Source organism: Brevundimonas sp., from assembly GCF_041919755.1.
GTDB lineage: Bacteria > Pseudomonadota > Alphaproteobacteria > Caulobacterales > Caulobacteraceae > Brevundimonas.
This window is the reverse complement of record NZ_JAYRTD010000002.1, coordinates 312,033-335,478: the sequence shown is the minus strand read 5'-3', so window position 1 is coordinate 335,478 and position 23,446 is coordinate 312,033. Positions and strand designations below refer to the sequence as shown.

24 protein-coding genes are annotated in these 23,446 nt (G+C 67.4%); 20 read left to right on the top strand and 4 right to left on the bottom strand.

What is annotated here, in order from left to right:
* Positions 1-16: 16 nt before the first annotated feature.
* From ACE3TH_RS04465 to ACE3TH_RS04385, 17 genes are all read left to right on the top strand, one after another.
* Positions 17-688: a DUF4129 domain-containing protein gene (locus ACE3TH_RS04465; protein ID WP_374597740.1), complete on the top strand. Its 672-nt coding sequence runs from the start codon at positions 17-19 to the stop codon at positions 686-688.
* Positions 685-1,950: a DUF4350 domain-containing protein gene (locus ACE3TH_RS04460; RefSeq protein ID WP_374597738.1), complete on the top strand. Its 1,266-nt coding sequence runs from the start codon at positions 685-687 to the stop codon at positions 1,948-1,950. The genes ACE3TH_RS04465 and ACE3TH_RS04460 overlap by 4 nt, the downstream gene beginning before the upstream one ends.
* Entirely contained in the window at positions 1,937-2,893 is a 957-nt protein-coding gene (locus ACE3TH_RS04455) for an AAA family ATPase (RefSeq protein WP_374597736.1), read from the top strand. The genes ACE3TH_RS04460 and ACE3TH_RS04455 overlap by 14 nt, the downstream gene beginning before the upstream one ends.
* A complete protein-coding gene (locus ACE3TH_RS04450) occupies positions 2,890-4,200 on the top strand; it encodes a DUF58 domain-containing protein (RefSeq protein ID WP_374597734.1) in 1,311 nt (436 codons plus the stop codon). Before ACE3TH_RS04455 ends, ACE3TH_RS04450 begins: the two co-directional genes overlap by 4 nt.
* The gene (locus ACE3TH_RS04445; protein WP_374597732.1) at positions 4,197-5,207 is read left to right on the top strand and encodes a stage II sporulation protein M; all 1,011 of its coding nucleotides are present in this window, start codon (positions 4,197-4,199) and stop codon (positions 5,205-5,207) included. The genes ACE3TH_RS04450 and ACE3TH_RS04445 overlap by 4 nt, the downstream gene beginning before the upstream one ends.
* Positions 5,204-6,091 (top strand): RDD family protein, encoded by an 888-nt coding sequence (locus ACE3TH_RS04440; protein WP_374597730.1) that lies wholly within the window; start codon positions 5,204-5,206, stop codon positions 6,089-6,091. Before ACE3TH_RS04445 ends, ACE3TH_RS04440 begins: the two co-directional genes overlap by 4 nt.
* Positions 6,092-6,216: 125 nt before the next feature.
* Positions 6,217-6,369 (top strand): hypothetical protein, encoded by a 153-nt coding sequence (locus tag ACE3TH_RS04435; protein WP_374597728.1) that lies wholly within the window; start codon positions 6,217-6,219, stop codon positions 6,367-6,369.
* A gap of 99 nt (positions 6,370-6,468) precedes the next feature.
* Positions 6,469-8,202: a dihydroxy-acid dehydratase gene (locus tag ACE3TH_RS04430; protein WP_374597726.1), complete on the top strand. Its 1,734-nt coding sequence runs from the start codon at positions 6,469-6,471 to the stop codon at positions 8,200-8,202.
* Position 8,203: 1 nt separating this feature from the next.
* A complete protein-coding gene (ilvC, locus tag ACE3TH_RS04425) occupies positions 8,204-9,217 on the top strand; it encodes a ketol-acid reductoisomerase (RefSeq protein ID WP_374597724.1) in 1,014 nt (337 codons plus the stop codon).
* 4 nt (positions 9,218-9,221) lie between these two features.
* Positions 9,222-10,928: an acetolactate synthase 2 catalytic subunit gene (gene ilvG, locus ACE3TH_RS04420; RefSeq protein WP_374597722.1), complete on the top strand. Its 1,707-nt coding sequence runs from the start codon at positions 9,222-9,224 to the stop codon at positions 10,926-10,928.
* A gap of 1 nt (position 10,929) precedes the next feature.
* Positions 10,930-11,199, top strand: coding sequence for an ACT domain-containing protein (locus tag ACE3TH_RS04415; protein ID WP_373257880.1), 270 nt, complete (start codon positions 10,930-10,932; stop codon positions 11,197-11,199).
* On the top strand, positions 11,196-12,428 hold the full coding sequence (locus tag ACE3TH_RS04410) for a 2-isopropylmalate synthase (RefSeq protein WP_374597720.1): 1,233 nt from the start codon (positions 11,196-11,198) through the stop codon (positions 12,426-12,428). The genes ACE3TH_RS04415 and ACE3TH_RS04410 overlap by 4 nt, the downstream gene beginning before the upstream one ends.
* Positions 12,415-13,878, top strand: coding sequence for a 3-isopropylmalate dehydratase large subunit (gene leuC, locus ACE3TH_RS04405; RefSeq protein WP_374597718.1), 1,464 nt, complete (start codon positions 12,415-12,417; stop codon positions 13,876-13,878). The genes ACE3TH_RS04410 and leuC overlap by 14 nt, the downstream gene beginning before the upstream one ends.
* The gene (leuD, locus tag ACE3TH_RS04400; protein ID WP_374597716.1) at positions 13,871-14,458 is read left to right on the top strand and encodes a 3-isopropylmalate dehydratase small subunit; all 588 of its coding nucleotides are present in this window, start codon (positions 13,871-13,873) and stop codon (positions 14,456-14,458) included. Before leuC ends, leuD begins: the two co-directional genes overlap by 8 nt.
* Entirely contained in the window at positions 14,455-15,555 is a 1,101-nt protein-coding gene (gene leuB / locus ACE3TH_RS04395) for a 3-isopropylmalate dehydrogenase (protein ID WP_374597714.1), read from the top strand. Before leuD ends, leuB begins: the two co-directional genes overlap by 4 nt.
* 292 nt (positions 15,556-15,847) lie before the next feature.
* On the top strand, positions 15,848-17,605 hold the full coding sequence (locus tag ACE3TH_RS04390; protein ID WP_374597712.1) for a homoserine dehydrogenase: 1,758 nt from the start codon (positions 15,848-15,850) through the stop codon (positions 17,603-17,605).
* 3 nt (positions 17,606-17,608) lie between these two features.
* Complete coding sequence (locus tag ACE3TH_RS04385) at positions 17,609-18,547, top strand: homoserine kinase (RefSeq protein ID WP_374597710.1); 939 nt, start codon at positions 17,609-17,611, stop codon at positions 18,545-18,547.
* Here ACE3TH_RS04385 and ACE3TH_RS04380 read toward each other — a convergent pair.
* On the bottom strand, positions 18,544-19,272 hold the full coding sequence (locus ACE3TH_RS04380) for a type 1 glutamine amidotransferase (RefSeq protein ID WP_374597708.1): 729 nt from the start codon (positions 19,270-19,272) through the stop codon (positions 18,544-18,546). The genes ACE3TH_RS04385 and ACE3TH_RS04380 overlap by 4 nt on opposite strands.
* 73 nt (positions 19,273-19,345) lie before the next feature.
* On the opposite strand from ACE3TH_RS04380, the gene ACE3TH_RS04375 reads away from it, so the two are divergent.
* Complete coding sequence (locus tag ACE3TH_RS04375; protein ID WP_374597706.1) at positions 19,346-19,648, top strand: antibiotic biosynthesis monooxygenase family protein; 303 nt, start codon at positions 19,346-19,348, stop codon at positions 19,646-19,648.
* A 6-nt stretch (positions 19,649-19,654) separates the two neighbouring features.
* Here the strand turns inward: ACE3TH_RS04375 and rlmJ are convergent, their stop codons facing one another.
* Positions 19,655-20,476, bottom strand: a complete 822-nt coding sequence (gene rlmJ, locus ACE3TH_RS04370; RefSeq protein ID WP_374597704.1) for a 23S rRNA (adenine(2030)-N(6))-methyltransferase RlmJ — start codon at positions 20,474-20,476, stop codon at positions 19,655-19,657.
* 87 nt (positions 20,477-20,563) lie between these two features.
* Here rlmJ and ACE3TH_RS04365 point away from each other — a divergent pair, with 87 nt between their 5' ends.
* On the top strand, positions 20,564-20,908 hold the full coding sequence (locus ACE3TH_RS04365) for a hypothetical protein (RefSeq protein ID WP_374597702.1): 345 nt from the start codon (positions 20,564-20,566) through the stop codon (positions 20,906-20,908).
* Positions 20,908-21,927 (top strand): DNA topoisomerase IB, encoded by a 1,020-nt coding sequence (locus ACE3TH_RS04360; RefSeq protein ID WP_374597700.1) that lies wholly within the window; start codon positions 20,908-20,910, stop codon positions 21,925-21,927. The genes ACE3TH_RS04365 and ACE3TH_RS04360 overlap by 1 nt, the downstream gene beginning before the upstream one ends.
* Here the strand turns inward: ACE3TH_RS04360 and ACE3TH_RS04355 are convergent.
* Both ACE3TH_RS04355 and tdh read right to left on the bottom strand, forming a co-directional pair.
* Positions 21,924-22,370: an opioid growth factor receptor-related protein gene (locus ACE3TH_RS04355; RefSeq protein ID WP_374597698.1), complete on the bottom strand. Its 447-nt coding sequence runs from the start codon at positions 22,368-22,370 to the stop codon at positions 21,924-21,926. The genes ACE3TH_RS04360 and ACE3TH_RS04355 overlap by 4 nt on opposite strands.
* 22 nt (positions 22,371-22,392) lie before the next feature.
* Complete coding sequence (tdh, locus tag ACE3TH_RS04350; protein WP_374597949.1) at positions 22,393-23,430, bottom strand: L-threonine 3-dehydrogenase; 1,038 nt, start codon at positions 23,428-23,430, stop codon at positions 22,393-22,395.
* Between the last annotated feature and the right edge of the window lie 16 nt (positions 23,431-23,446).

The window sequence follows — 23,446 nt, the reverse complement described above, 5'->3', positions numbered from 1 at the left end:
GGCAACGTGAACGGGCATGGGGCGTGTTGCGGGCATACAGCCAGCTGTCAAAGCTGACCCGGGCCCCGCCGCCACAGGCCAGGGGTTCGACGCCGCGCATCAGACGGTGGCCAACGACCGCTCGCTGCAGTTCAGCATGGAGCCGCGCGAAATACCGCCGCCCCCCGACCCGCCGCCCGACTGGCTGCGTGGCCTCTTCGAGTTTCTGGATGCTCTGGGTCCGCTGTTTCAAATCATCTTCTGGATCCTGATCGGCCTGGTCGTGGCCGGGATCGGCTGGTTCATCGTCCGCGAGCTGACGCGTATCCGCGCACCCGAGAAGCGCGGCAAGACCACCAAGCCCGTGCCGGAGCCCTGGCGACCCGAAGCGGCTGTCGCCCTGGCCCTTCTGTCCGACGCGGATGCTCTGGCTGCGCAGGGCCAGTATGCCGAGGCCGTGCACCTGCTGCTCCTCCGCAGCATCAACGACATCGAAGGTCGTCTGCCCAATGCGGTGCGCCCGGCCCTGACCTCGCGCGACATCGCCCGACTGGAGCGGTTGCCGGATGCGGCGCGTCCGACCTTCCTGAAGATCGCGCGGGCGGTGGAGACCAGTCTGTTCGGCGGCGGTGCCATCGACCGAGCGACATGGGACGACTGCCGCGCCGCCTATGAGGCCTTCGCCTTTCCGGAGACCTGGGCCCGATGACCGACGCTGTCGCCAGTTCAGCTGAGGCCGGTGCCGTGAACGAGGCGGGGGCCAGCCACAGCCCGTTCCGACCCGTCGTCGTCATCGCTTTGATACTGGCGGCGGTCTTTGCTCTGTCCGCCATGGCGGCGCTGGACGCCTTCTCACCCGAACTGAGCAGCGGCAATGACGGGCGGGAGCATGCCCTGTCGAAATCCGCCGTGGGTTATGCCGGGGTTGTCAGGCTGATGCGCGAAACGGGACGTCCCGTGCTGCTGAGCCGCGGGGCCTTGGGAGCCATCAGCGATGAGAACCTGCTGGTCCTGACCCCAGCCGTCGGTCAGGAAACCGACATGCTGGACGAGTTGCGCTGGTCCTCCCAGGCGACACTGCTGATCCTGCCGAAATGGCAAACGATTGGGCAACCGTTCAGGAAGGGCTGGGTCGAGCAGATGGGTCAGCTGACAGCCGGAGAGGCGCTGTCGGTTCTGCCCGACGACTTGCGGCCCGATCTGGCCATGGCATCGCGCTCGTCCAACCAGCCCGTAGTCTTGCTGGGTCCCGATGACGAGCCGATCGGCCCGCCCGTGACGATCCAGGGCCTGCGTACGCTCTCCGGTCCTGGCTGGTCGCCGCTGGTGACCGTGAGAGGCGGCGGCGCGGTCGTGCTGATGCATGACGATACCGGGGTCATGGTCGTGTCCGATCCCGACCTGCTGAACACGCTCGGCATGGACAAGCCTGCCAAGGCGCAGACGGCTCTAGGCCTCATCGACGCCGTCGCCATTCCCGATCAGGCGGTGGTCTTCGACCTGACCCTGCATGGCTTCGGGCGGCCGCGCAGTATTCTGCGCCTGTTGCTGGAGCCGCCGTTGCTGGGCTTCACCCTGTGTCTGCTGTTCGCCGCGGGGCTGGTCTTCTGGCAGGCGGCCAACCGGTTCGCGCCGCATCGCAAGGGCGATCGCGCCGTGGCCCTGGGCAAGAAAGCGCTGGCCGACAATACCGCCGCCCTGGTGCGACTGGCCCGGCGCGAACGCAGCATGGCCCGCCCCTATGCCGATCTGGTGCGCCGGCAGGCGGCCAAGGCGGTGGCGGCGCCGCCCAACCTGTCGCGCGATGGCCTGACACAGTTGCTGGATCGGCTGGCCCGGCGTCAGGGCGTGCAGACGGATTTCGAGACCCTGTCCACCGAGGCGGATCAGGCTCGCAACGCCGGGGACCTGATGGTTGTCGTGCGCAAACTGTTGAACTGGAAATCGGAGATGACCCGTGGACGTGGCTGAAGTCGGGGCGATCGCCGCCCGTATCCGCAGCGAGGTCGCCAAGGCTGTGATCGGCCAGACCGACACCGTCGACCTGATGCTGACCGCCCTGTTCAGCGGGGGGCACATCCTGCTGGAAGGACCGCCTGGCACGGCCAAGACCCTGCTGGCCCAGAGCTTCGCGCGTACCCTGTCGCTGGAGTTCGGGCGCATCCAGTTCACGCCGGACCTGATGCCGGGCGACATCCTGGGGTCCAATCTGTTCAACTTCCAGACCTCGACCTTCAGCCTGACGCGCGGGCCGGTCTTCTGCGACCTGCTGCTGGCCGACGAGATCAACCGTACCCCGCCCAAGACCCAGGCGGCGCTTCTGGAAGCCATGCAGGAGCGCTCGGTCACCATCGATGGTGAGACCCATGCGCTGAGCGACCGTTTCACCGTGATCGCCACCCAGAACCCGATCGAACAGCAGGGCGTCTATCCCCTGCCCGAGGCGCAGCTGGACCGGTTTCTTTTCAAACAGACGCTGGACTATCTGTCGCGCGAGGACGAGCTGAAGGTGGTCAAGGCCCACGGCTCGCAGGCCGGCATGCCTGACCCGGAAGGGCTGGGCGTCACCCCCATCGCTGATCAGGCCACCGTCGCGGCGGCCGTCGAGACCGTGTCGCGCGTGCGGCTCAGCGACGAGATCGCAGCCTATGTCGTCGATCTGATCCGATCGACGCGCGAGAATGCCGACCTGCAGACGGGGGCGTCGCCGCGGGCGGGTTCCATGCTGGCGGTGGCGGCGCGGGCGCGGGCAGTTCTGGACGGACGCGACTATGTCATCCCGGACGACGTCAAGGGTCTGGCCCTGCCGGCCCTGCGGCACAAGGTGGTGCTGTCCGCCGCCGCCGAGATCGAGGGCCGTCGCGTCGATCAGGTGGTCGCCAATCTGATCGATCAGGTCCCCGCCCCGCGATGATCTATCCGACCCGGCTCAGCATCCTGGCGGCCCTGGCGGGAGCGCCCATCGCGCTGCTGCTCGGCCTGGTGCAGCCGGGCCTGTGGCTGGTCGCGCCGGCTTGGCTGATGGGTCTGGGCCTGCTGATGCTGATCGATGCTCTGTTCGCAGCGGCCCCGCGCAGTGTCGGCATTGCCTTCGAGCCACCGGGATATCTGGCCGTCGCCGCGCCCGCGACCGCTCTGCTGCGCGCGGATTTCAGCCGGGGCGGCACGCGCAGACGTCTCGAGATCGCGCTGGATGCCGAGGCACGCACGGGTCTGGACAGCGCCATAGGGCGGACCGACCCGGCCCGGCGCGATGCCGTCCTGTTCGACATGACACCCGTGCGGCGCGGACTGGCCGTCTTCACCCAGGCGACCCTGCGCTGGCAGGGACCGCTGGGCCTGATCTGGCGACAGACGCGGCGGCCGCTGAACGAGGCCGTGCCCATCGGGGCCGACGTGCGACGCATAGAGGACGAGGCCGTGCGCTTCGTCTCGCGCGACGCCCTGCACGGGGCCAAGGCCCAGATCGACATCGGCGAAGGGGCCGAATTCCACGCCCTGCGCGACTTCCACTCCGGCATGGACCGGCGCACCATCGACTGGAAACAGTCGGCCCGGCACCATCACCTGCTGGCCAAGGAGTTCCGGGTCGAGCGCAATCACCAGATCATCATGGCCCTGGACTGCGGGCGGGTGATGAGCGAGCCGGTCGGCGGCGCGCCGCGCATCGACCGGGCCATCCACGGAGCCCTGATTCTGGCCTATGCCTGCCTGCGCGAGGGCGACCGGGCGGGACTGTTCGCCTTTGCCGAGCGGCCGAAGCTGACCACCGGCGCGGTCGCCAGCGTCGCCTCCTTCCCCCTGCTGGTACGCCAGGCCGCGACCATCGACTATGGGACCGCCGAGACCAACTATGCCTTGGGTCTGACCACCCTGTCGGCCAGTCTGAAGCGCCGGTCGATGGTCGTGGTCTTCACCGAATTCGCCGACATCACCGCTGCCGAACTGATGATCGAGACGGTGTCGCGCCTGATCAAACGGCATCTCGTCCTCTTCGTCGTGATGCGTGATGAGGAGCTGGAAACCCTGGTCTCGACCGTCCCCGAAACGCCGGAGGACGTGGCCCGCGCCGTCGTCGCCGCCAGCCTGCTGCAGGAGCGCGATCTCGTGCTGGCCCGTCTGCGTCGCCTGGGCGCCCATATCGTCGAGGCCGAGGCGCAGCACGTCGGCCCGGCCATCCTGAACGCCTATCTGGACCTCAAACGGCGAGACCTGCTGTGAGCGAGCTTCTACTCAAGAGCCAGCGGTTCCGCACCGAGCGCGAGCGCGACTGGCGACAGCTTGAAGCGCTCGTCACCAAGGCCGAGAAGCGCTCGGCCAGCGCCCTGAGCAATGCCGAAATCCTGGCCATGCCGGTGCTGTACCGTTCGACCCTGTCGGCCCTGTCGGTGGCGCGCGAGACCTCGCTTGACCAAGGGTTGATCGGCTACCTCGAGAACCTGTCGGCGCGGGCCTATTTCTTCGTCTACGGGGCGCGGTCGACACCGCTGGAGCAGCTGACGGCCTTCTTCTCGCGCGACTGGCCCAAAGGCGTTCAGTCGATCTGGCTGGAGACCTTGGTGGCCCTGTTCGTGACGGCGCTGGGGGCAGTGGTCGCCTATGTGCTGGTCGGGGCCGACAGCGACTGGTTCTTCACCTTCGTCGACCCTGGCCTGGCCCAGGGCCGCGATCCGACGGCGACGCAGGCGGCATTGCGCGCCACGCTTTATGACGGCGCGGATGCGGACGGTCTGTCGTTCTTTGCCACCTATCTGTTTACCCACAATGCCGAGGTCGCACTGCTGGCATTTGCGCTCGGCTTTGCCTTCGGGGTGCCGACCATCGTGGTCCTGCTCAGCAACGGAGCCATGCTGGGCGCCATGATCCACGTCTTCGTATCCAAGGGGCTGGGCTATGAGTTCGGGGGCTGGCTGCTGATCCACGGCGTGACCGAACTGTTCGCTATCGTATTGGCGGGGGCGGCAGGCCTGCGCATCGGCTGGGCCGTCGCCTTTCCCGGGCGTCAGAGCCGGCTGGAAGCCATGTCCGGGGCCGGCAAGGCGGCGGGTGCGGTCATGATGGGAGTGGTCATCATGCTGATGCTGGCGGGCGTGCTGGAAGGCTTCGGTCGCCAACTGATCACCAGCGACACCGTGCGCTATGCCATCGCGGCCGGCACCGCGATCCTGTGGGGCCTCTATTTCTACGCACCCCGCCCTGATCGGCTTCTGGCGGGGATCGGCCGATGACGATGGCCGCGCCCACGCCCGCCGAGCGCAAGCGGATGCGCGTTCTGGTCACGCCCGAAGGGGTGCCGCTGAACTTGGAACTGGCCACGGTGGGCCAGCGCTTCGGGGCGCTGGCGCTGGACCTGCTGATCATCGTCGGCAGCGTCGTCGCCGTCACCATCGCCCTGGCCATCGTGTTCGCACAGACGCGGGGCGGTTCTGCCGAGATCATCGGCATCGTCTGGCTGCTGGGCATGTTCCTGCTGCGCAATGCCTATTTCCTGGGCTTCGAAATGTCGGCCCGGGCGGCGACGCCGGGCAAGCGTGTCATGGGTCTGCGGGTCGCGGCGCGAAACGGCGGACGGCTGACGTTCGAGGCGATCTTCACCCGCAACGCGCTGCGAGAACTCGAGCTCTTCCTGCCGCTCAGCCTGATGATCGCCGGACCCATTATGGCACTGCAGAGCGACATGGGCGGGTGGATCTATCTGCTGGCCACGATCTGGTGCCTGGTCTTCGTGCTGCTGCCCTTCTTCAACGCCGACAAGCTGCGGGCCGGAGACATGGTGGCTGGAACCTGGGTGCTGCGCGCACCCCGCCAGAAGCTGATGCGCGACATGGCCGATGCGGGGGCCCGGCATCAGGCGGACCACAGCTTCACGCCGGCCCAGCTGGATGCCTATGGCGTCAAGGAGTTGCACGTTCTGGAAGAGGTGCTGCGCACCGGCGATCGAACCACCATTCGGGCCGTTGCCGACCGGATCGCGCGCAAGATCGTCTATGACCGGCGCGACGCCACCGACATCGAGTTTCTGCGCGCCTATTACCACGCGGTGCGCGGCCGAATGGAGCAGGAGCTGCTGATGGGTCGCCGTAGGAAGGACAAGTTCGACCGTTCCGTCTGACATTATCGCGGGACGGAATATGCGTGTGAAAGCACGCCTGATCGGTTTTCTGCACGATTATTGCTTTTGGGGATTGTGCAGCGCAGTGCGTCATGCCTACTGTGTGACACAACAGGGTTGTCACCGTGTCTCACACCATCCGCATCGCTGACCGCAAGAGCACCGCCAAGGCGGTAGCGCTGTCGCATGCGCATGAGGCCCAGACGGCCCTGACAACCCTTATTCTCGCTGTATCGATCGTCCTGCTCTTCGGAGCGGTGTGGATGCACGCAACCTGACTTAAGCCAAACTCAGGATCGCCCGCAGCCACCCGCTCCCGAAAGGAAGCGGGTTTTTTGTTGCGCGCGGTCCGGACACCTCCGGAATCAGCCCCGCTCATGACGCAAGATTTTACCTCAGACAGCCGACCCCCGAACGCGAGAAGTCGCGCGGTCACGGCGGGTCCCAGCCGGGCCGCAGCCCGCAGCTATCTGCGCGCGGCGGGAATGCAGGATGCCGACTTCGACAAGCCGATGATCGCCATCGTCAACACCTGGTCGTCGGTCACGCCCTGCAACATGCATCTGGACCGGCTGGCCAAGGATGTGCGCGCAGGCATCATCGCGGCGGGCGGCTATCCGGTCGACTTCAACACCATCGTCGTGACCGACGGCATCTCGATGGGCACCCCCGGCATGAAAGCGTCGCTGATCTCCAGAGAGGTCATCGCCGACAGTATCGAACTGGCCGTCGAAGGCCATCAACTGGACGGCGTCGTCTGCATCGTTGGCTGCGACAAGACCATTCCGGCCGCAGCCATGGCCCTGGCGCGGATGGATATCCCAGGCCTGGTCTATTACGGCGGCACCATCCTGCCGGGCCGGATGGGCGGCACCGACATCTCGATCCAGCAGGTGTTCGAGGCCATCGGAGCCCATGGCGCAGGCACGATCGACGACGATCAGCTGAAGACGGTTGAGACCGCGGCCTGTCCCGGCGCGGGGGCTTGCGGGGGTCAGTTCACCGCCAACACCATGGCCATGGCCCTGTCGGTCATGGGCCTGTCGCCCATGGGGGCCAATGATGTGCCCGCCGTCGATCCGGCCAAGGGTGCTGAGGGGATGCGTTGCGGCCGCCTGATCGTCGAGCGCGTCTTCGCCGGAGACACAGCGCGCAAATATATCACCCGCGCCAGCTTGAAGAATGCCGCCATCGCGGTCTCGGCTTCGGGCGGATCGACCAATGCGGTCATGCACCTGACCGCCATCGCCGCCGAGGCGGGGATCGATTTCGGCATTGAAGATTGCCACCAGGCCTGCGCTGAGGCCCCGGTCATCTGCGACCTGAAGCCGGGCGGTCGCTTCCTGGCCTCGCACCTGTACGCGGCGGGCGGCACGCGCCTGGTCACCCAGCGGATGGCCACCGCCGGCAAGATCGTGAACACCCCCACCGTCAGCGGCCGCAGTCTGTTCGCCGAAGCGGCCGAGGCCGAGGAAGCGCCCGGCCAGCAGGTCGTCACGACCTTCAGCGCCCCGGTCATGACGCGCGGCAGCTATGCCGTCATCTATGGCGACATCGCCCCCGAAGGTGCGGTCATCAAGCTGACCGGCCACAAGGTCGACCGGTTCGAAGGTCCCGCCTGCGTCTTCAACAGCGAGGAAGACGCCTTCAATGCGGTCCAAGACGGTGCGGTCGGCGAGGGCGACGTCATCGTCATCCGCTACGAAGGCCCGCGCGGCGGTCCCGGCATGCGCGAGATGCTGCAGGTCACGGCGGCGCTGAAGGGTCGGGGCATCCACGACGTCGCCCTGATCACCGACGGACGCTTTTCCGGGGCCAGCTACGGCTTCGTGGCCGGCCATGTGTCGCCCGAAGCGGCTGTCGGTGGCCCCATCGCCCTGATCCGCGATGGCGACCGTATCGCCATCGACGTCAGCAATCGCCGGATCGACATCGACGCCGATCTGGTGGCGCGCCGGGCGGACTTCGCGCACCCGCCGCTGCGCCCGGCGCGCGGTGTCTTCGCCAAGTACCGCGCCTCCGTGGCCTCCGCCGCCCAGGGTGCCGTCACCGTTCCCAACCCTCCGCCCGCGCAAGTCCGGGCCGACATCAAGACGCATGAGGACGCCTGACATGGCCATCACGATCTACACAGATGACGACATTCGCCCCGGGGCCATCGCAGGCCAGCGCATCGCCATCATCGGCTATGGCTCGCAGGGTCGCGCCCATGCCCTGAACCTGAGGGACAGCGACCACGATGTCGTCGCGGGCGTCCGTCATGGCGGCAAGGGCTGGAGGAACGCCACCGCTGACGGCATTCCCACCGCCGAACCCGCCGAGGCTGTCCGGGGCGCGGACATCATCGCCATCCTGACGCCCGACATGGCCCAGGCCGAGGTCTATCGCGAGGTCATCGAGCCCAACGCCAAACAGGGCGCGGCCATCCTGTTCGCCCACGGCTTTTCGATCATCTATGGCCGGATCACGCCGCGCGAGGACATGGACGTCATCCTGGTCGCGCCCAAGGGGCCGGGCGATCTGGTCCGCCGCGAATATCAGCGCGGACGCGGCGTCCCCAGCCTGTTCGCCATCGAAAAGGACGCGACCGGCAAGGCCCGTGATCGCGCCATGGGCTACGCAAAAGGCAATGGCGGCGCGACCGGCGGCCTGCTGGAAACCACCTTCCGCGAGGAGACCGAGACCGATCTGTTCGGCGAACAGGCGGTCCTGTGCGGCGGTGCCAAGGAACTGGTCATGAGCGGGTTCAACACCCTGGTCGAGGCCGGCTACCAGCCCGAGATCGCCTATTTCGAATGCATGCACGAGCTGAAGCTGATCGTGGACCTGTTCTACGAAGGCGGCATCACCAAGATGAACGAGTTCATCTCCGAGACGGCCAAATGGGGTTCGGTCAAGTCCGGCCCGCGCGTCATCACCGACGAGACCCGCGCCCGCATGAAGACGGTGCTGGACGAGATTCAGTCGGGTCAGTTCGCCCGCGAATGGATCGCCGAAAACGACGCCGGCAAGCCCCGCTACGACGCCTGGGTCAAGGCCGATGGCGAGCAAGCCATCGAGATCACTGGGGCCAAGCTGCGCGAGCGGATGGCCTGGCTGCACATGCCCAAATCCGAGGCGGCCTGAGACCATGACCGCTGCTGCCGCCATGACCGTCGCCCCCGACGCCGCCGCCCCGCGCAGCGGTGCCCGCCTGCTGATCTCCACCCTGGAGCGGCTGGGGGTGGAGGTCGTGTTCGGCTATCCGGGCGGCGCGATCATGCCGGTCTATGACGCCCTGACCGGTTCATCCCTGCGCCACATCCTGGTGCGGCACGAACAGGCCGCCGCCTTTGCCGCCGATGCCTATGCGCGGCGCAGCGGACGGGTCGGGGTCTGTCTGGCGACCTCCGGCCCCGGTGCGACCAATCTGATCACCGGCATCGCCAATGCCATGATGGATTCCATCCCGGTCGTCTGCATCACCGGCAATGTGCCCCAGGGCGTCATGGGCACCGATGCGTTTCAGGAGATCGACATCCTGGGCGTCACCCTGCCGATCGTGAAACACTCCATCCTGGTGCGCGACCCTGCCGATGTGCCCGCCGCCATCGAAGAGGCCTTCCAAATCGCCGCCTCGGGCCGCCCCGGTCCCGTTCTGGTCGATCTGCCCAAGGATGTGCAGGTCGGGACGACGACCCAGGACTTCGGCTTCCCATATCCCAATACGGTCGCCACGACGGATCACGACGCCATCGCCCGCGCCGCCGAGGCGATCCGTCAGGCCGAACGGCCGCTGATCTACGTCGGCGGCGGGGTCAAGATCGGGCGGGCCGTCGAGGAGCTGCGCGCCTTTGCCGAGGCTACGGGCATTCCGTCCGTCTCGACACTGAACGCCCTGGGCACCATCCCGACCGATGCACCCGGAGCCCTGGGCATGCTGGGCATGCACGGCACGCGCGGAGCCAATGAGGCGGTGCAGGAAGCCGATCTGCTGATCGTCTTCGGCGCACGGTTCGACGATCGCGCCACCGGCAAGCTGGCCGAGTTCGCGCCGCATGCGCGCGTCGTTCACTTCGACATCGACGCTTCCGAGATCGGCAAGCTGCGCCGGACCGAGGTCGCCGTCGCGGGTGAACTGCCCGCCGGGATCGCCGCCCTGACGGACCATCTGGCGACGACCCCGCTAAAGATCGACCCGTGGATGATGCGCTGCACGGCGCGGGCCGCGCGCACGGCCTTCCGCTACGATGCGCCGGGCGACGGCGTCTATGCCCCTGCCCTGCTGAAGGCCATTTCCGAGGCGGCCGGTGACGACTTCGTCGCCGCCTGCGACGTCGGCCAGCATCAGATGTGGGCCGCCCAACACTGTCGCTTTGCCAGGCCCGAGGCGCATCTGACGTCGGGCGGTCTGGGGGCCATGGGCTTCGGCCTGCCCGCAGGTATCGGAGCCAAGCTGGCCGATCCGGACGCGACCGTCGTCGTGCTCGCCGGCGACGGCGGCTTCATGATGAACATCCAGGAGCTGGCCACGCTGCGCCGCTACGGCATCCCGGTGAAAGTCCTGCTGCTGGACAACAGCTCGCTGGGCCTGGTCCGCCAGTGGCAGGAGCTGTTCTTCGAGCAGAACTATTCCGAGGTCGACCTGTCCGACAATCCGGACTTCGTGAAGGTCGCCGAAGCCTTTGGCGTCGAGGCTTTCCGAATTAGCCGGCGCGAGGAGGTTCAGGCCGGGATCGCCCGCCTGCTGGCCGCCGACGGCCCCTGCCTCGCGCATGTGATCATCGACCCCCGGGAGAATGTGTGGCCGCTGGTCCCGCCCGGAAAGAACAACGCCGAAATGATGGAAGGCGCCTGACATGACCGCTGATACCCTGCACCTGCATATCGACCGCGCCGACGGCTCGCTCCAGCGCCTGATCGGCCTGGTGGAGCGTCGCGGCTTTCACATCGACGGCTTGTCGCTGAGCGAGGACGGATCGGGGCGCCGGGTCGAGATGGCCGTGCGCGGCCGCGACGCTGCCCGCTGCACCCAGACCCTGGGTCGTCAGATCGACAAACTGTTTGGCGTCACCCGCATGCCCGTTCCCTCTCATTCAGCAGCCTTCGTACCAGAGAGGGTCGTATGAGCCGGATCGCCAAAGCCGTCGCCGCCGATCCGAACCGGGTCATCGTCTTCGACACCACGCTGCGAGACGGGGAACAGGCCCCCGGCTTTTCCATGTCGCCCGACGACAAGGTGCGCATGGCCCATATGCTGGCGGACCTGCGCGTCGATGTCATCGAGGCCGGCTTCGCCGCCGCCTCGCCCGGCGACGAAGAAGGCGTGCGCCGCGTCGTCGGCGAGGTCGGGCGTGATGCGGAAGGGCCGGTCTTCTGCTCACTGGCGCGCGCCAGTGAGGCCGACATCGATGCCGCCTGGCGAGGGCTGCGCGCGACGGAGGAGCGCCGCGTGCACATCTTCCTGGGCTCGAGCCCGATCCACCGCGCCGCCAAGCTGAAGATGACGACGGAGCAGGTTCTGGAGACCGCCGATCGGGCCGTCCGCTATGCCCGCACCCGCTTCGACGACGTGGAGTTCAGCCCTGAGGACGCGATCCGCACCGAGCCGGAGTTCCTGGCGGAAATCTGCGAAGTCGCTGCGGCCGCCGGGGCAACGACCCTGAACATCCCCGACACTGTCGGCTATGCGACGCCGACCGAAATCGGCGACCTGTTCCGCACCCTGATCGCCAGGGTCCGGGTGAGGTTCCCGCAGGTCGTCTTCTCGGCCCACTGCCATGACGACCTGGGCCTGGCCGTCGCCAACACCCTGTCCGCCGTCGAAGCAGGCGCGCGTCAGGTCGAGGGGGCGATCAACGGCATCGGCGAGCGGGCCGGCAATGCCTCGGTCGAGGAGATCATCATGGCCATCCGCACCCGCGCGGACCGCTATGGCCTGCACACCACCGCCGACAGCACCCAGCTGGTTCGGGCCAGCCGGATGCTGAGCGAGATCACCCACACCCCGACGCCACGCAACAAGGCCATCGTCGGCATGAACGCCTTCGCTCACGAGGCCGGCATCCACCAGCACGGCATGATGGCCGACGCCCGCACCTATGAGATCATGCGGCCCCAGGACGTCGGGTTTGACGGCACTAGCTTCGTGCTGGGCAAGCATTCTGGCCGCCATGCCGTGGCCAAGCGGGCAGCGGCCCTGGGCCATTCGGTCGAGGGGCAGCACCTGCTGGATGCCTTCGCCGGCTTCAAGCATCGCGCGGACCAGATCGGCGAGATCGACGACCGCGAACTGCTGGCCATCATCGAGGCGACCCGCCCGTTCGCCAATGGGGAGCGCACCCATGTCGCGGCCTAGCACCCTGTTCGACAAGGTCTGGGACCGGCACGTCGTCGCCGCCGAGACCGAGGACACCCCGGCGGTCCTGTATGTCGATCTGCATCTGGTCCACGAAGTTACCAGCCCCCAGGCCTTTGCCGAGATCGAGAGCCGGGGTCTGAAAGTGCGCCGCCCGGACCGGACCTTTGCGACCCTGGACCATTCGACCCCGACCCTGCCTGCGGGCCCAGATGGCGAGCGGCCGTATGATACGCCGGCGTCCAAGGCCCAGGTCCAGACACTGGAGGCCAACTGTGCGCGACATGGCGTATCGCTGGCCGGATGGGACAGCGCCGATCGCGGCGTCGTCCATGTCATGGGGCCGGAGCTGGGCCTGACCCAGCCGGGGATGACGGTCGTCTGTGGCGACAGCCATACGGCGACCCATGGCGCTTTCGGCACCCTGGCGTTCGGCATCGGGACGTCCGAGGTCGGCCATGTGCTGGCGACCCAGTGCCTGTTGCAGCGCAAGGCCAAGGCCATGCGGGTGACGGTCCACGGGCGGCTGCAGCCGGGCGTGTCGGGCAAGGACGTGGCCCTGGCCATCATCGCGCGTCTGGGTTTTGGCGGGGGTACAGGCTTCGTCATCGAATATGCGGGCGAGGCCATCCGTTCGCTGGACATGGAAGGCCGCATGACCGTCTGCAACATGTCCATCGAGGCGGGCGCGCGGGCCGGGATGATCGCGCCGGACGCCACCACCGTGGCCTGGCTGCAGGGTCGTAAACATGTGCCGCAGGGCGAGGCCTTCGGGCGGGCCGCAGCCGACTGGCTGACGTTGAAGTCGGATGTCGATGCGGTGTTCGATGCAGAGGTCCGGATCGACGGAAGCGCGATCCGGCCCATGGCGACCTGGGGCACGACGCCCGATGCGGGTTCGCCCATCGGCGAGGTCGTGCCCGTGCCGCACGACGCCTCGGGCGAGAAGGCCCTGGCCTATATGGGCTTCGCGGCCGGAGCGGCGACGACTGCCTATCCGGTCGATGTGGTCTTTATCGGCAGTTGTACCAACGGCCGTCTGCCCGATCTCCGCGCCGCCGCCGATGTACTACGTGGGCGCAAGGTCAAGCCGGGTCTGCGGGTTCTGGTCGTGCCGGGATCGGAGGCTGTGCGGCGCGAGGCGGAGGCGGAAGGGCTGGACCGGGTCTTCATCGACGCCGGGGCCGAATGGCGCATTCCGGGCTGCTCCATGTGCCTGGCCATGAACGGCGACAGGGTGGCACCGGGCCAGCTGGCCGTGTCCACCTCCAACCGCAACTTCGAAGGCCGCCAGGGGCCGGGGGCCCGCACCATCCTGGCCAGCCCGGCAACGGCGGCGGCGACGGCCATCATGGGCGTGCTGACCGACCCTCGCGTGTTCATGAAGGAGGGTGCCTCCCTCAAGCAGGCGAGCGCCGCGCGCGAGACGATAGGGGTCGAAAATGCCTGAGCCTCTGAAAACCCTGACGTCCAAGGCCGTGGTCCTGTCGCAGTCGAATATCGACACCGACCAGATCATTCCCGGACGGTTTCTCAGCACCACAACCCGCGAGGGTCTGGGGGCCCAGGCCTTCTATGACTGGCGCTACGAGGCCGATGGCACACCAAAGCCCGAGGCCGTGCTGAACCGCATCGATCCGACCGAGCATCGCATCCTTCTGGCGGGCCGGAACTTCGCCTGTGGCTCGTCGCGCGAGCATGCGCCCTGGGCCCTGTTGGACTACGGCTTTCGGGCCGTGGTCTCGACCGAGATCGCCGACATCTTCACCTCCAATGCCCTGAAGAACGGCCTGCTGCCCATCGTCGTGGACCAGGCGACCTGGGACGATCTGGCCGCCCATGCAGAGCAGCCGATCACCATCGACCTCGACGCCTCCACGATCCGGCGCGGCCATGCACAGCCTGTTACCTTCGAGGTGGAAAGGTTCGCCCGACGCTGCCTGCTGAACGGGGTCGACACCCTGGGCTGGCTGCAATCCCAACTGCCCGCCATCGAAGCCTTTGAACACCGAACGGAAACCGTCTTATGACCCACGCCAAATCCTTCGATATCGTCGTGCTGCCCGGAGACGGCGTGGGCCCGGAAGTCACGGCCGCCGCCACCGATGTGCTGCGGGTCATCGGCGACTTCTATGGTCACAGCTTCCGCTTTCATGAGCATCTGATCGGCGGCGCGGCCATCGACGCCACGGGCGATCCTCTGCCGCCAGAAACCGTCGAGGCCTGCAAGGCGTCCGACGCCGTCCTGCTGGGCGCGGTCGGCGGGCCGCAATGGGATGGCGGCCAGCGTCGGCCCGAAGAGGGCCTGCTGGGTCTGCGCAAGGCCCTGGGTCTGTTCGCCAACCTGCGGCCCTTGCAGGTCTCGCCCGTGCTTGCCTATCGCTCGCCGCTGAAAAAGGAGATCGTCGAGGGCGTGGACCTGATCGTGTTCCGCGAACTGACCGGCGGCATCTATTTCGGGGAGAAGACCCGCACCGCCGATCGCGCCACGGACCTGTGCGAATATACGGTGCCCGAGATCGAGCGCGTCGCCCGCGCCGCCTTCCAGACCGCCCAGCAGCGGCGCGGCAAAGTTACCTCGGTCGACAAAGCCAATGTCATGGAAACCAGCCGTCTGTGGCGCGAGGTCGTGACCCGCATCCATGCCGAGGAGTTTCCGCGTGTCGAGCTGGAACATGCCCTGGTCGATTCCATGGCCATGCATCTGATCCGCAAGCCGCGCGAATACGACGTCATCCTGACCGAGAACATGTTCGGGGACATCCTGTCGGACGAGATTTCGGTGCTGGGCGGGTCGATCGGCCTGTTGCCGTCGGCGTCACTGGGATCGGGGGGGCCAGGCATGTTCGAGCCGATCCATGGCTCGGCACCGGACATCGCCGGTCAGGACAAGGCCAATCCGGTCGGGACCATCCTGTCGGCCGCCCTGCTGCTGCGCCATAGCCTGGGGCTGGACGACGAGGCCAGCTCAATCGAGGCCGCCGTCGCCGCCGTCGTCTCGGCCGGTGCCGTCACCGCCGACCTGGGCGGGACGCTAGGCACGCGCGCGGCGGGCGAGGCGGTGATCGACGGCATCCGCGCCATCCACTGGGCCGCCGCCCATCGCGTCCAGATGCACTGGGCGTGAGCTTGAGGCTTGACGGATGGGCCGTTTGTCCGTCAGCCTGCCTTTGAACCTGACGAGTGATCGCTGTGATCCAGACTGTCGCCCTTTCCGTTTCGCCGATGACCGCACCTCGCGGCGGCGCGGACGTGCGCGGCATTTCGACCGGTATGACCATGACCACCACGCCCACGGCGGGGACAGGTTAGCGCGCACCGGATTTCAGGAACGCACAAACCCAACCCCGCCCGGACCCCCGGGCGGGGTTTTTCATGTCCCCCTCCCCTATTCACCGCCTCATCCGAAAGACCCCGCCATGTCAGACCTCGCCGTGCTCGAAAGACCCAAGCCCGAAAGCCTGCCCGGTGCCGCCACATCGCCCCAGATCGTCGTCATGAAGTTCGGCAGCTCGGTGCTCGTCTCGCCCGCCGATGCGCCCAAGGTCGCCTCCGACATCTACGCCGAGGTCCGCAGAGGTAGGCGCGTGGTCGCGGTGGTCTCGGCCTTTGCCGGAGAGACGGACCGTCTTCTGGCCGAAGCCCGTGCCTTGGGTCTGGTGCACGACAACTCCATTCTGCCGTCCTATGTCGTGCAGGGCGAGGAGCGATCCGCCGCCCTGGTGGCCCTGGCCTGCGACCGCGTAGGCTTGGGAGCCCAGACCCTGACCGTGCGCGAACTCGGTCTGGTGGCGCAAGGTGACAGCGAACACGCCCGGCCGATCCGTTTCGATCCCGCCCCCCTGCGACGCGCGCTGGAGCAGCACGAGGTCGTCGTCGTGCCGGGCTATGGGGCCCTGTCGCCCGAGGGCAAGGTCGTCCTGCTGGGTCGCGGAGGCTCGGACCTGTCGGCCCTGTTTCTGGCCGCCGAGCTGGGCCTGTCCAGCGTGCAACTGGTGAAAGATGTCGACGGACTCTACGACCGCGATCCCAACACCAACATCGACGCGCGCCGGTACGACTATGCCGGCTGGGCCGAGGCCAAGGCGCTGGGCGGCGGTCTGGTGCAGCCGGACGCCCTCGACCTGGCCCAGGCGCGCAACCTCAACGTCGAGGTTCGCAATTATCTGGACGGCCATCGCACGGTCATCGGGGCGCGCAGCGTTCCGCCTCGCGTTGCGCTGCCGCACCGCCCCCTGCGCGTCGCCGTCGCGGGCTGTGGCGTCGTGGGGGGTGGCACCCTGGCCCGGCTGCTGGAGGATCCGCGCATCGATGTCGTCGGTGTGCTGGTGCGCAACCCGGCCAAGCCGCGCGACGTGCCCGGAGCCTCGCCGCGCCAGATCCGCCCGCTGTTGGTCTCCGAACCCGCCGCCTTGATGGCGCGAGATCCCGATATCGTGCTGGAAGCCCTGTCGGAGGCGGACGCGGGCCACGCCGTGATCCGCGCCGCTCTGGAGCGCGGCATCGACGTCGCCAGCGCCAACAAACAGGCCGTCAGCCGCGATCCCGCCAGCCTCCTGGCCCTGGCTGAGCAGAATGGCGCGCGGCTGCTGTGGTCCGCCTCCATCGGCGGTGGCGTACCCATGGTGGAGACTCTGAGAGCCGCCCGCACCAAGGCACCGATCGCCGCCTTCGAGGCAATTCTGAACGGCACCGTCAACTTCATGCTGGAACGCATCGGTGACGGCGCGTCGTTCGACGCAGCCCTGTCCGAGGCCCGTGCGGCTGGCTTTGCCGAAGAGGATCCTTCGGCCGACCTGGAAGGACTGGACGCCGCGGCCAAGGTCCGTCTTCTCGCTTTCGAAGCCTTTGGACGCATGCCGGATCAGGAGGACATTCCCCGTGACGTCCTGAGCGCCGACCGGTCCGCCGCGGCCGGTGCACGTCAGCTCTGTCGCTGTCGGCTGGAAGAGGGCAAGCTGATCGCCGAGGTGCGGCTGGTCGCCGGTCCGATGGACGCGCTGTTCGCCACGCTGAAGGGAGAGGGCAACGCTTTGAAGGTTATTCGCAAGGACGGATCGGTCGTGCGCTGCAAGGGACGCGGGGCCGGACGATGGGCTACGGCCGAAAGCCTGCTGGCCGATCTGTCGGAGCTGGCAGGCCATCGCGCCGGTGAGCGCATCACCGGACACGCCTGACCCATGGCGGTGTTCACGCCCGTCGAGCCGGCAGACGCCGAGCCCTTCATTCGACGCTTCGGCGCGGGCAGGCTTCGCGAGCTGACGCCGATCGCCGAGGGAATCCAGAATACCAATTATCGCGTCGAGACCGATGAGGGGCGTTTTGTCCTGACCCTTTTCGAGGCCCGGACGCAGGTGGCGACCCTGCCCTTCTGCCTGGACCTGACCGATCATCTGGCGACCAGGGGTTTGCCCACGGCGCGCACATTGCGGGATGCGGACGGTAGGAACCTTGGCGAGCTGAACGACCGTCCCGCCGCCCTTCTGCAATGGCTGGAAGGGGGCTGGCAACGCGACCCTTCACTTGCGGACCACACCTGCGCGGGTGCGATGCTGGCCCGCCTCCACCTCGCGACGAATGCTTTCAACGCTGAGCGACCTAATCCCGTCGGACCGGCAGCGCGGCGGACACTGTTCGACGCCTGCGCGCTGCGAGCCACGGGCGCTGACCGCGCCATTCTCGACCGCTGCGCGCCCTGGGTCGAGGCCGACCCGGGCCGCGACCTGCCTCGGAGACCGATCCATGCCGACTATTTCCCGGACAACGTCCTGTTCAAGGGCGACGCCATCAGCGGAGTGATCGACTTCTACTACGCCTGCACCGACGCGCCGGCCTATGACCTGGCCATCGCCCTGTCGGCCTGGGGGTTCGATGCGGAGGGCGCGGCCCTGCCTGCGGCGCTTGAGGCCTTTCAGGCGGGATATGAGAGCCTGCGTCCGCTCGACGCCGCCGAGCGCGCGGCCCTGCCCGCCTTGGGTGCCGTCGCCGCGACGCGCTTCACCCTGACCCGGCTTTACGACCAAGTGTACCACGACCCGTCGGCGCTGGTAGCGCCCAAGGATCCCGCTCCCTTTGTGCGACGACTGGACTGGTGGACGCGGATGCCAGCCGCGGCCTAGATCCCCGAGCCTTCGCCTTCAACCGATGGCGGGGTCAGCAGCAGGAAAGCCCGGATCCAGGCGGTCATGATCGCCCGGTCGTTCGGCTGCTTCAGGGTCTCCAGCGCCTGGACCACTAGTGCTTCGGAAATAAGATGCCCGCGCCGGGTCTCGATCAGGGCGGCGGTGTACTCGGGCTGAAACTCCGGGTGACACTGGAAGCTGACGGCGTCGTCCCAGGCCAGGCCAGCAAAGGGGGTAAAGTCCGAGGTGGCGATGATGCGGGCATCCGGCGGTGGGGCGACCACCTGATCCTGATGCGAGACTGGGATCGCGACCGATGCGGCCCGCGGATGCATCCAGTCTTCAGTCGCCGTGACCTGATAACGATGCAGGCCGATGCCCCAGCCCTTGTCCGACTTCTCGACCCGACCGCCGAAAGCCTGGGCCATGATCTGGTGCCCGAAACAGATGCCGACCAGGCGGGTCTGTCCCCTGGCCGCTCTCAGCCAGTCGGTCAGCGGCGGTATCCAGGGTAGGTCGTCATAGACCCCCGCCGCCGAGCCGGTGACGATCGCGCCGGCGAAGGCCGACGGATCTTCTGGCAAATGCCCGGCCTGCACGTCGAACCGAGTCGTGGCCACGCCCTCACCCAGCAGGGCCCGGAAGCGGGCCGCATAGTCGTCGAAATCGTCCTTCAGCGCTTCTGGCGGGTGGCCGGTTTCGAGAATGGCGATACGGGTCATGGCGGCTCCGGCTGGCCCATCGATATGGGCGATCGCACAAGACGCGCCAAGCCCGATGCGCTAAGCCCCGCTTATGTCCGAGTCCGACCCCGTCGTTCTGATCAACGTCTATCGCTGCCAGCCGGACAAGCTGGACGCCCTGATGGAGCACCTGACCTCTCTCGTGCGGGCCCAGCGCGATCTTGAAGGCTATATCTCCGCGACCCTGCATCGCGGCCTGGGCGGCAAGGTCGCGGCGGTGCATTCGCTGTGGCGCTCTCGCGAAGACTGGAAGGCCATGTCGCGCCACCCCTCCATCGTCATCCGCATGGAACCCATCATGGCCATCGCGACCTTCGAGCCGCACCTCTACGAGCCCGGCGAAGTGATCGACTAAATCCGATCAGTCAGGCATCCAGATTTCGGCCCTCGCTCCCGTCTCGCCCAGGGTATCGACGACCCAGCCGCAGATTTCGCTAGCGGCCGCCTCGGCCCCGCCGGGCGGGTTGAGCACCACCATGGCACAGCCGTTCATCTTCATGGGATTGGTCAGGGGCCGCAGGCGCGCCTCGGCCACCAGCACGCGCCGCGCCCCGCCCTGATCCAGCCGACGCAGGAAGCCGTCGAAGGTCTCCAGGTCCTTGAGCGGGGTCCAGATCGCCACCGTCGCCCGCGCGTCGGCCCGCACGATGGCAGCTCCCGTATCTGCCGCCCGGTGATAGTCGTCGGGCTTCTCGAACGGCGGATCGATAAGGACCAGCGGGCCGGGCGTGCGCTTCGCCTCCGCCACCACCTGATCGAAACCGTCGCCACCGCGGGCCTCGGTCGCCCCGAACGGCGCGAGCGCCTCGGTCAGCATCTCCAGAACCGGCGGGTTCAGCTCATAGCCGATATAGCGGTCCTGCGGTCCCAGATGCCGCGCCATCAGCAGGGGCGAGCCGGGATAGAAGGTCACGCCGCCGTCCGGATTCATCGCGGCGACCTCGGCGGCCAGGGCCTCGATCAGCGGCGGACGCCCCTCGGTCGCCATCAGGCGCGCGATGCCGGCCTCGGCCTCGCGTGACCGCGCCGCATCGCCGGTCAGGTCATACAGGCCCGCGCCCGCATGGGTGTCCATGACCGTGACCGGCCCCGACGCCTGGCGCCGTTCCAGCAGCCACAGCACCAGGGCGTGCTTGACCAGATCCGCGAAATTCCCGGCGTGAAAGCTGTGGCGATAGTTCATCCGCCCTCGTCCGCCGCGCCGCACCTGACGTCAAGAGGAACCGGCGAGCCTGAGCGGACGTTGGCCGTATCCGACAGGGACACCACCATGCCATCTGCCAAGACCGAGCTGACCGAAAAACAGCGCACCCCGCCCGCCGCCGTCGCCAGGGAGGCCGACAAGGGGCTGAAGCTGCGCGAGGAACATGGACGCGGCGGCACCGACGTGGGCCGCAGGCGCGCCAACCAGCTGAAGAACCGCGAGGCCGTCAGCGTCCGCGACATCAAGTCGATGTACAGCTATTTCGCCCGGCACAACGTCGACAAGCGGGGCAAGAACTGGGCCGACAAGGACAAGCCCTCGGCCGGCTATATCGCCTGGCTGCTGTGGGGCGGCGATGCGGGTCGCAAATGGGTCGATGGCCTGCATGACCGCCTGGACAAGGCCGACTGATGGCCGACGGTTCGACAGGCTTCGTCGCGGCGGTCGAGGTTCCCAAGGGCCTGACCTGGTGCAGCGACGACCATGCGGGCCTGACCCGCGTCCGCTCGGGAAAGGGGTTCTCCTACCGCGACAAGGCCGGCAAGGTCATCAGGGATAAGGCGGTGCTGGACCGCATCCGCATGCTGGCCATCCCGCCGGCCTGGACCGACGTCTGGATCTGCCCCCAGGCGACCGGTCACATCCAGGCGACGGGCCGCGACGCCAAGGGTCGCAAGCAGTACCGCTATCACAACGACTGGAGCAGCCACGCCTCCCAGACCAAGTTCGAACGCCTGCCCGCCTTCGCCCGCGCCCTGCCCCGGCTGCGCGAGCGGGTCGAGACGGATCTGAACAGGCGCGGCGTGTCGCGCGCCAAGGTGCTGGCCACGGCGGTGCGCCTGCTGGAAATCACCCTGATCCGCGTCGGCAATGCCCAATATGCCAAGGCCAACCGCTCCTACGGCCTGACCACGCTGAACAAGCGCCATCTGGAGGTGGACGGCACCCGACTGACATTCGCCTTCAAGGGCAAGAGCGGGGTCGAGCATGCGGTGCGGGTTCAGGATCGGCGACTGGCGACTGTGGTCCGCTCTCTGCGCGAACTGCCTGGCCAGCAGCTGTTCAAATATCGAGATGCCGACGGCAACCTGTGTCCCATCACCTCGGACGATGTGAACGCCTATATTCGCGAGGCCATGGGCGAGGACTTCTCCGCCAAGGACTTCCGCACCTGGGCCGGGACCGTCTCGGCCGCACGGGCCCTGCGCGACACGGAAGCCCCGACCTCGCCCACCGACGCCAAACGCAAGATCACGGTATGCGTGAAGGCGGTCGCGGGTCTGCTCGGCAACACCCCGACCGTCTGCCGCAGCTCCTATGTGCATCCGCAGGTGTTCGAACTGTTCGAAGCGGGCAAGCTGATGGACGTCCTGCCCGGGTCGGAGACCAAGGGGTTCGAGCCCGCACTGATGAAGCTGCTGAAGGCCTAGGCCGTCGTCCAGTAACGGCGACTGTCCACGCTGGCGGGTCGGTCCGCCGCCGCGTCGAGGGCCAGGATCATGGCGCGGAACTCATTGGCCTCATCGTCGCCGCGCAGCAGACGCAGCGACTTGATGATCCGTGTGATCCGCAGATGGTTGTGATCGTGCGGGACCAGCCAGTGCGTATTGTGGCTGTAGAAGGCGCTCATCCGGTCCGTCGCGGCGGCCAGGGCGACCTGGCACATGCCACAGGCCTGCACCTCCTCGACGTCCACCGCGCTCAGCACCGGCGCGCGGCGGTTGGCCCCGGACGGCTCGGCCAGCGGGAACAGCCACTGAATGAAGTCGTGCGTCCGTTCGATCGTCCGGTCGTCCATGGCCACCACATCGAAGACCGTGCGAGCGGCCCCATCGGTGCCCGCCCCCTTCAGAAAATCGACGATGGCGGCCATGCCTGTCGCGGACGGCGGGGCGTCAGGCCCTGGACCAGTCCAGGACCACCTTGCCCGACTGACCGGCCTTCATGACCTCGAAGCCCTTTTCGAAATCCTGGAACGGCATCTGGTGGGTGATCAGCGGCTGCAGATCCAGACCGGCCTTCAGCAGGCCCAGCATCTTGCGCCAGGTGGTGAACATCTCGCGGCCGTATACACCCTTGATGGTCAGGGCCTTCAGGATGATCGCGCCCCAGTCCGTCTCCATCGGCTTGGACGGAATGCCGAGGAGCGCCAGCCCGCCGCCCATGATCAGGGTGTCGACGCACTGTTTGAAGGCGATGGGCGAACCCGACATCTCCAGCGCGACGTCAAAGCCGACCTTAAGGCCCAGCTCATGCATGACGTCGTGCAGGTCTTCCTTGGTCGTGTTGACCGTCCGCACGCCCGGCGCGACCTTCTGGGCCAGTTCCAGGCGGAAGTCGTTGATGTCGGTCAGGACGACGGTCCGCGCCCCGGCGTGGCGCGCGACGGCGGCGGCCATCATGCCGATGGGCCCGGCCCCCGTGACCAGAACATCCTCGCCCAGCAGGTCGAACTGCTGTGCCGTATGCACGGCATTGCCGAAGGGGTCGAGGATCGAGCCGATCTCGTAAGGAACGTCGTCGGGCAGTTCGATCACGTTGAAGGCCGGGGCCACGACATATTCGGCGAAACAACCCTGACGGTTGACGCCGATGCCACGGGTGTCGGGATCCAGGTGGAAATGTCCGGCGCGGGCGGCTTCCGAATTCAGGTCGATCACGTGGCCCTCGGCCGAGACGCGCTGACCGACCTTCAGCCGACGATCAACATCCTTGCCGATCGCCACGATCTCGCCGGCGAACTCATGGCCGGTGATCATCGGGACCGGCACATTCTTCTGGGACCACTCGTCCCAGTTCCAGATGTGGATGTCGGTGCCACAGACAGCGGTCTTGTGGACCTTGATCAGCACGTCCTCATCGCCCGCAGCGGGGATCAGGGCCTCGATCAGCTCCAGCCCGACTTCAGGGCGGGTCTTGGCCAGGGCCTTCATTGTGTCGGTCATGCGT